Origin of the sequence: Pseudomonas sp. CF161 (assembly GCF_000416215.1) — a bacterium.
In the GTDB taxonomy this organism is placed as follows: domain Bacteria; phylum Pseudomonadota; class Gammaproteobacteria; order Pseudomonadales; family Pseudomonadaceae; genus Aquipseudomonas.
This window is the reverse complement of sequence record NZ_ATLP01000032.1, coordinates 144,702-151,971: the sequence shown is the minus strand read 5'-3', so window position 1 is coordinate 151,971 and position 7,270 is coordinate 144,702. Positions and strand designations below refer to the sequence as shown.

Here is a 7,270-nt window from a genome sequence, read left to right as displayed (position 1 = left end):
GCTCGATCTCGCTGGCCACCGGACCCGCCTCGGGCGCCGCCTGTGCCGGGCTTTGCGGCGCGGGCTCTGTGCCCTCTGGCTGGGCATCGCGATGGCCAAACAGGCGTTGCAGCAGGCCCGGACGCTCCGGCTCGGCCGGCGCATCCAATTGGCTCAGCGCCTTGCCCTGCAAATTGCTCAGCTCGCTGAGCAGCAATGGAATTTCCCGTGCCTGCCCAACCCGACCGTCCAATTGCTTGGCGAACGCCTTCAGCGGTCGGCGAACCTCACGGGGCAATGGCAGAGTCTGGAGTTGAGCGACCAACGCCGTCAGCGCGCTGCTCATCTGCTCGACGCGGGTCTCGCGCCGCTGCTCGGAGTCGAGCACCGCTTTTTCCAGGCGCGGCAACAGGGCGGCCAGGGCGGCGTCCATATCGTCGCTGCGCACCACGTCGCGCATTTCCTTCATGCACTGATCGACCGCGCGATCCGTACCCTCCGCCGCCAGGGTGCTGCGCACCAGCCCACGGCGCAGCAAGTCGAGGCGGGCATCCCAGCGTCGCTCGAGCTTTTCCTGTTGTTCAATGCTTTTGAGGTACTTCTCTTTCCAGCGCTGTGCGTCGTCGCTCATTCATGGGATCCGCGAGGGGCAGGACTCAACGCGGGCAATGCATCAGCCGTGAGCGAACCCGGCAGACGAATCTCTACCGCGACCGGCAGGTGATCGGAAATCGGTTGGGCCAGGACCTCGACACGCTCCAGAGTGAGGCTGGGGCTGAGCAGAATATGGTCAAGGCAGCGTTGCGGGCGCCAGCTGGGAAAGGTCGCTTGCAGTTGCGGGGCCAGCAGGCCCAGGTCGCGCAGCGGAGAACTTTCCAGCAGATCGCTGGCGTGGGTATTCATGTCGCCCATCAGCACCTGATGCCGATAGCCGCCGATCAACTCGCGGATATAGGCCAATTGCCGGGTGCGGGCGCGAGCGCCCAGAGCCAGGTGCATCATCACCACCACCAACGCTTCGGGACCCTCGCCAAAACGCACGAGAATCGCGCCGCGCCCCTTGGGCCCGGGCAACGGGTGGTCTTCAATCGCCCAGGGTTTCAAGCGGCTGAGCACACCATTGCTGTGCTGGCCGAGACGCCCCAGGTTGCGGTTGAGCTGTTGATACCAGTAGGGGAACGCGCCCAGCTGGGCCAGGTGTTCGACCTGGTTGATATAGCCGGATCGCAGGCTGCCGCCATCGGCTTCCTGCAGCGCCACCAGGTCGAAATCGCCCAGCAGGTTGCCGATCTTTTGCAGATTGTCGGCACGCCCGGTGTGCGGCAGCAGGTGCTGCCAGCCACGGGTCAGATAATGCCGGTAGCGTTCGGTGCTGATACCGACCTGGATATTGAAACTGAGCAAACGCAGGCGACTGTCGGCCGGCAGGCCGGTCGCTGCCAGATGGTCTTCGTTGACCTGCGGGTCGTGCAGGCCAACGATGCGTTCAGTGCCCCAGCGCGCCATGGCAGGCGCCGCTTACTTGGCCGCTCGCTCTTTGGCGATCAGCTGGTCAGCGACGTTCAAGGCACCTTCAGGACCTTCGGCACTGCCCAGGTCAAAGCGATACTTGCCGTTGACGACCATGGTTGGTACGCCGGAGATCTGGTAGGCCTGGGCCTTCTTCTTGGCGTCTTCAACCTTGCCTTTGACGGCGAACGAGTTGTAGGTGCTCAGGAACTTGTCTTTGTCGACACCTTCGCCGACCAGGAACTCGGCCATTTCTTCAGGGGTCGCCAGTTTCTTGCCGCTATGAATGGCTTCGAAAACAGCTTTGTGGACGCTGTGCTCGACACCCATGGCTTCCAGGGTGATGAACAGCTGGCCGTGGACGTTCCAGATACCGCCGAACATGGCGGGAATGCGGACAAAATTGACGTCGGCCGGCAGCTTTTCAACCCATGGGTTGATGGTCGGTTCGAAGGCGTAGCAGTGTGGGCAGCCGTACCAGAACAGCTCGACCACTTCGATCTTTCCAGGCACCGCAACCGGAACCGCGTTGCTCAGCTCGACATATTGTTTACCGGCAACAATCGGCTCGGCGGCTTGAGCGGTCACGCCAAACAGGCTGGCGGTGACGAGAGCGGCGCTCAGAATCAGATTACGCATGCTTTACTCCTGAACAAATAAGGGCGCCTCGCGCGACCTGAGTTCAGACAGGCCATGGCGGGCTTGAGTTCGCTAGTGTAGCGGCAGACGCCATAAAAAAGGGCGGCCTGAGCCACCCTTTATCTTTGCACCGACAGATTAATCGATCATTAACGCTGCCAACAGCAACCGCCCGGGCATCGTTCGATCGCGCCGGCCTTAGTGCAGGCCTTGAATGTAGCTGGACACCGCTTCGATGTCCTTGTTGCTGAGCTTGGCCGCGATGCTGCGCATGACCATGGTGTCGCCGTCGTTGGTGCGATTGCCTTCACGGAAGTCGGTCAGCTGCTTGGTCACGTATTGAGCGTGCTGACCACCCAGGTGCGGGAAGCCGGCTGCAGCGTTGCCCGTGCCGTTTGGCGAGTGGCAACCGGTGCAGGCTGGCATACCCTGGTCCAGCTTGCCGCCGCGGAACAGTTCTTCGCCGCGAGCCACGACCTTGGGATCGGCCGCACCGACGCTGCCTTTCTGGCTGGCGAAGTAGGCGGCGATGTCAGCCAGGTCCTGATCGCTCAGGTTGGTCAGCAGGCCAGTCATTTCCAGCACCTGACGCTTTCCGGACTTGATGTCGTGCAACTGCTTGTTCAGGTAACGCTCACCCTGACCCGCCAGTTTTGGAAAGTTAGGCGCCATGCTGTTCCCATCCGGACCATGGCAAGCACCACATACAGCGGCTTTTGCCTGGCCTGCAGCAGCGTCGCCCGCAGCATGGGCCACGCCCGTGATGCCCAAGGTCAACAGCAGACTCACGATCAATTTGTTCATCAGCTAATCCAACTACGGCTAAGGGTTAAAGAGTTATGGACCGGGATCACTCGCTCATCCAATGGATGATGGCTCGGTAATCCTCGGCACTGCATTCCATGCACAAACCACGCGGCGGCATCGCCTTGAAACCCTGGGTCACGTGTTGCACCAGCGTCTCCATACCTTGCGCCAACCTCGGCGCCCAAGCTGCCTTGTCACCCTTTTGGGGAGCGTTTGGCAGTTGTCCGGCATGGCAGGCACCACAAGCACGGTTGTACATGGCTTCCGGATCCTGTGTAGCCTGAGCGCTGTAAAGCGGCATCAAGACACCGGCAGCTAGCAGCCACTTCGTCATAAAACGACCTTTTCAGGGTTTGAGAGCGTTCTGCGTTCTAATGCGCAATCAAGGTCTATCGCTCTCGTGAACTTCATCCTACGCCGGGACAAAGCACACACAAAATCTGCGACATTATATACTGGCGCTACTGAAACGGAAATGAACTGCTTGCCGCACCCATTCTCGGCACCGCCCCTATCGGAAATCCCATGCAACTGAAAAACCCCATTCTCGGCCTGTGCCAACAGTCCACCTTCATGCTCAGCGCCGCCAAAGTCGATCAATGCCCCGACGACGAAGGCTTTGAAGTGGCCTTTGCCGGGCGTTCCAACGCCGGCAAATCCAGCGCCCTGAACACCCTGACCCACGCCAGCCTGGCGCGCACCTCGAAAACTCCAGGGCGCACACAGCTGTTGAACTTCTTCAAGCTAGACGATGAACGCCGTCTGGTCGACCTGCCGGGCTACGGTTATGCCAAGGTGCCGATCCCGCTCAAGCTGCATTGGCAGCGCCACCTGGAAGCCTACCTGGGCAGCCGCGAGAGCTTGAAGGGCTTGATTTTGATGATGGATATCCGTCATCCAATGACCGACTTCGACCTACTGATGCTCGACTGGACCATGGCCAGCGGCATGCCGATGCACATTCTGCTGACCAAGGCCGACAAGCTGACCTACGGCGCGGCCAAGAACACCCTGCTCAAGGTCCAGGCCGATATCCGCAAAGGCTGGGGCGACAGCATCAGCATCCAGCTCTTTTCGGCGCCCAAGCGCATGGGCCTGGAAGAGGCCTACACCGTACTGGCGGACTGGATGGAATTGGCCGACAAGGGCGCTGAAGTCGAGGCCTGAAAGGCCGGTGGGGGCTGCCTGTGAGGTAGACGGGCAGTTTCCTGCAGGCAAAAAAAACCCCGGACTTCGTATGGGGAGGGGGAAGTTCGGGGTCTAAGGTCCGGACCGTTAGGGCGGGGTCCAGATATCTGCCAACACTTAACACAACATAGGAGCATTGAAGGGCTTCACCAGCCATTCAGTAACTCTGAGTAGCGTTTCACCGAAATAGTTCCGGGCAGGCCAAAAAACTCTTGGCGATAACCCATGAAATTTTCGGTGCTAATAGCCCTTCGCCAGCCTTTGCCGCGACACTATGCCGCGGCAAAGACCCCGAAAAACGCCCCTTAGTGGGCCTCATCCCAGTTGTTTCCCACACCCACTTCAACCAGAAGCGGCACATCCAGAACCGCGGCACCGCTCATGCGCACCCGGATTTCCTGGCTGACCTGCTCCACCAGGTCCTCGCGCACTTCCAGCACCAGTTCATCGTGTACCTGCAGGATCACCCGGGCATCCAACCCCGAGTCGGCAAGCCAGTTGTCCACCGCCACCATGGCTTTCTTGATGATGTCCGCCGCCGTGCCCTGCATCGGCGCGTTGATTGCGGTGCGCTCGGCGGCAGCACGTTCCTGAGGCTTGTTGGAATTGATCTCCGGCAGGTACAGGCGGCGACCGAAGAAGGTTTCGACGTAGCCCTGGTCCGCAGCCTGAGCGCGGGTGCGGTCCATGTACTCGCGCACCCCGGGGTAACGGGCGAAGTAGGTATCGATATAAGCCTTGGCCTGCTTGGTATCGACGCCGATGTCCTTGCCGAGCTTCTGCGCGCCCATGCCGTAGATCAGGCCGAAGTTGATGGCCTTGGCGCTGCGCCGCTGATCCGAGGACACATCCGCCAGCTCAACCCGGAACACTTCGGCAGCCGTGGCCGTATGCACATCGAGGTTGTTGCGGAAGGCGTTGAGCAACCCCTCGTCCTTGGACAGGTGAGCCATGATCCGCAGCTCGATCTGCGAATAGTCCGCCGCCAGCAGTTTGTAGCCGGCCGGGGCGATGAAGGCCTGACGGATTCGCCGCCCCTCGGCCGTACGCACCGGGATGTTCTGCAGGTTCGGATCGCTGGACGACAAACGACCGGTGGACGCCACGGCCTGGTGATAAGAAGTGTGAATCCGCCCGGTACGCGGGTTGATCTGCTCCGGCAGGCGGTCGGTGTAGGTGCTTTTCAGCTTGCTCATGGAACGGTACTGGGTCAGCACCTTGGGCAGCGGGTAGTCATCCTCGGCCAGTTTGGCCAGCACCTCTTCGGCGGTCGAAGGCTGGCCCTTGGCGGTTTTCTTCAGCACCGGCAGGCCGAGTTTTTCGTAGAGGATCGCACCCAACTGCTTGGGCGAACCCAGGTTGAACTCTTCGCCGGCGATCTCGAAGGCTTCACGCTCCAGGGCGATCATCTTCTCGCCCAGCTCGATGCTCTGCACCCCCAGCAGGGCGGCATCAACCAACGCGCCCTGGCGCTCGATGCGGGCCAGGACCGGCACCAGCGGCATTTCGATATCGGTCAAGACACTCGCCAGGCTCGGGATCGCGGCCAGTTTCTGGTGCAGGGCCTGGTGCAGGCGCAGGGTCACATCGGCGTCTTCGGCGGCGTAAGGGCCGGCCTGTTCGAGGGCGATCTGATCGAAGGTCAGCTGCTTGGCGCCTTTGCCGGCGATGTCCTGGAAGCTCACGGTGCTGTGGTCCAGGTACTTCTGGGCCAGGCTGTCCATGTCGTGCCGGGTGGCGGTGGAGTTGAGCACATAGGACTCAAGCATGGTGTCGAAGGCGACGCCGCGCACCGTGATGCCGTTGGCCTGATCGCCACCGATGGCGCAATTGGCCAGGATGTTCATGTCGAATTTGGCATGTTGACCGACCTTGAGCTTGGCCGGATCTTCCAGAATCGGCTTCAAGGCCAGCAGCACGCGGTCGCGATCCAACTGCTCAGGCACGCCAATGTAGGTATGGGTCAACGGAATGTAGGCCGCTTCATTGGCCTTCACCGCAAACGACAACCCCACCAACTGCGCTTGCTGCGCGTCGATGCCGGTGGTTTCGGTATCAAAGGCGATCAGCTCGGCGTTGCGCAGTTTCTCCAGCCAGACATCGAATCGAGCCTGGTCGAGGATGGTTTCGTACTGCGCTTCGACGGGAACCGCAGCTTCGACCTCGGCGACCGGTGCTTCGGCCAGCAGGTCTGTCTGGGCTGCGGCGCTGAGCTCGGTGCGCTTGGCATCGCGTTGCAGCTCATCGAGCCAGCTCTTGAATTCCAGCAGGCTGTAGAGCTCGGCCAGTTTTTCGCGGTCCGGCTCACCCAGGTGCAGGTCGTCCAGGCCGACATCCAGCGGCACGTCGATCTTGATGGTCGCCAGCTGGTAGGACAGGAACGCCATTTCCTTATGCTCTTCGAGCTTGGCCGGCAGGGTCTTGGCCCCCCGAATCGGCAGGGTCGGCACAATATCCAGCTGCTCGTAGAGCTCTTTGAGCCCGCCATTGACCCCCACCAACAGCCCCGAAGCGGTCTTGGGGCCGATACCCGGAACACCCGGGATGTTGTCGGAAGAGTCGCCCATCAGCGCCAGGTAATCGATGATCTGCTCGGGAGCGACACCGAATTTCTCCTTCACGCCCTCCACGTCCATGCTGCTACCGGTCATGGTGTTGACCAGAGTAATGTGCCCGTCCACCAGCTGTGCCATGTCTTTGTCGCCGGTGGAGATCACCACCGGGCGGTCGGCCGCGGCACTGCTGCGGGCCAGGGTGCCGATCACATCGTCGGCCTCGACCCCTTCGACGCACAACAGCGGGAACCCCAGGGCAATCACGCTGGCATGCAAGGGCTCGATCTGCACCCGCATGTCGTCGGGCATGCTTGGGCGGTTGGCCTTGTACTCGGCGTACATGTCATCGCGAAAGGTCCCACCCTTGGCGTCGAACACCACCGCGAACGGGCTGTTTGGGTACTGCCTGCGCAGACTTTTGAGCATGTTCAGCACGCCCTTGACCGCGCCAGTCGGCAGGCCTTTGGACGTAGTCAGCGGGGGCAGGGCGTGGAACGCGCGGTACAGGTAAGACGAACCGTCCACCAGGACGAGGGGGGCTTGGCTCATGAGCAGGATCAACCTTTTCGGCGGGTCCGGCGCTAGAATAGCGG

Annotated in this window: 6 protein-coding genes and 1 pseudogene; 1 reads left to right on the top strand and 6 read right to left on the bottom strand. The window is 61.3% G+C overall.

The window, feature by feature from the left end:
- From CF161_RS02840 to CF161_RS02820, 5 genes and pseudogenes are all read right to left on the bottom strand, one after another.
- Nucleotides 1–610: pseudogene (locus CF161_RS02840) on the bottom strand (hypothetical protein); the annotation flags it as partial.
- Nucleotides 607–1,485, bottom strand: coding sequence for an endonuclease/exonuclease/phosphatase family protein (locus CF161_RS02835; protein WP_020295043.1), 879 nt, complete (start codon nucleotides 1,483–1,485; stop codon nucleotides 607–609). The gene CF161_RS02835 and the pseudogene CF161_RS02840, both read right to left, overlap by 4 nt.
- A gap of 12 nt (nucleotides 1,486–1,497) precedes the next feature.
- Entirely contained in the window at nucleotides 1,498–2,127 is a 630-nt protein-coding gene (locus tag CF161_RS02830) for a thiol:disulfide interchange protein DsbA/DsbL (protein WP_020295042.1), read from the bottom strand.
- Between the two features lie 198 nt (nucleotides 2,128–2,325).
- Nucleotides 2,326–2,931 (bottom strand): cytochrome c, encoded by a 606-nt coding sequence (locus CF161_RS02825; RefSeq protein ID WP_020295041.1) that lies wholly within the window; start codon nucleotides 2,929–2,931, stop codon nucleotides 2,326–2,328.
- 46 nt (nucleotides 2,932–2,977) lie between these two features.
- Nucleotides 2,978–3,268: a cytochrome c5 family protein gene (locus CF161_RS02820; RefSeq protein ID WP_020295040.1), complete on the bottom strand. Its 291-nt coding sequence runs from the start codon at nucleotides 3,266–3,268 to the stop codon at nucleotides 2,978–2,980.
- Between the two features lie 191 nt (nucleotides 3,269–3,459).
- Here CF161_RS02820 and yihA point away from each other — a divergent pair, with 191 nt between their 5' ends.
- Nucleotides 3,460–4,101, top strand: a complete 642-nt coding sequence (gene yihA, locus CF161_RS02815) for a ribosome biogenesis GTP-binding protein YihA/YsxC (protein WP_020295039.1) — start codon at nucleotides 3,460–3,462, stop codon at nucleotides 4,099–4,101.
- 326 nt (nucleotides 4,102–4,427) lie between these two features.
- Here the strand turns inward: yihA and polA are convergent, their stop codons facing one another.
- On the bottom strand, nucleotides 4,428–7,226 hold the full coding sequence (polA, locus tag CF161_RS02810) for a DNA polymerase I (RefSeq protein ID WP_020295038.1): 2,799 nt from the start codon (nucleotides 7,224–7,226) through the stop codon (nucleotides 4,428–4,430).
- Nucleotides 7,227–7,270 lie beyond the last annotated feature (44 nt).

What these genes read in the sequence shown, in the direction of transcription:
- polA (WP_020295038.1), bottom strand. Translation starts at nt 7,226, where the DNA reads ATGAGCCAAGCCCCCCTCGTCCTGGTGGACGGTTCGTCTTACCTGTAC.
- yihA (WP_020295039.1), top strand. Translation starts at nt 3,460, where the DNA reads ATGCAACTGAAAAACCCCATTCTCGGCCTGTGCCAACAGTCCACCTTC.
- CF161_RS02835 (WP_020295043.1), bottom strand. Translation starts at nt 1,485, where the DNA reads ATGGCGCGCTGGGGCACTGAACGCATCGTTGGCCTGCACGACCCGCAG.
- CF161_RS02830 (WP_020295042.1), bottom strand. Translation starts at nt 2,127, where the DNA reads ATGCGTAATCTGATTCTGAGCGCCGCTCTCGTCACCGCCAGCCTGTTT.
- CF161_RS02820 (WP_020295040.1), bottom strand. Translation starts at nt 3,268, where the DNA reads ATGACGAAGTGGCTGCTAGCTGCCGGTGTCTTGATGCCGCTTTACAGC.
- CF161_RS02825 (WP_020295041.1), bottom strand. Translation starts at nt 2,931, where the DNA reads ATGAACAAATTGATCGTGAGTCTGCTGTTGACCTTGGGCATCACGGGC.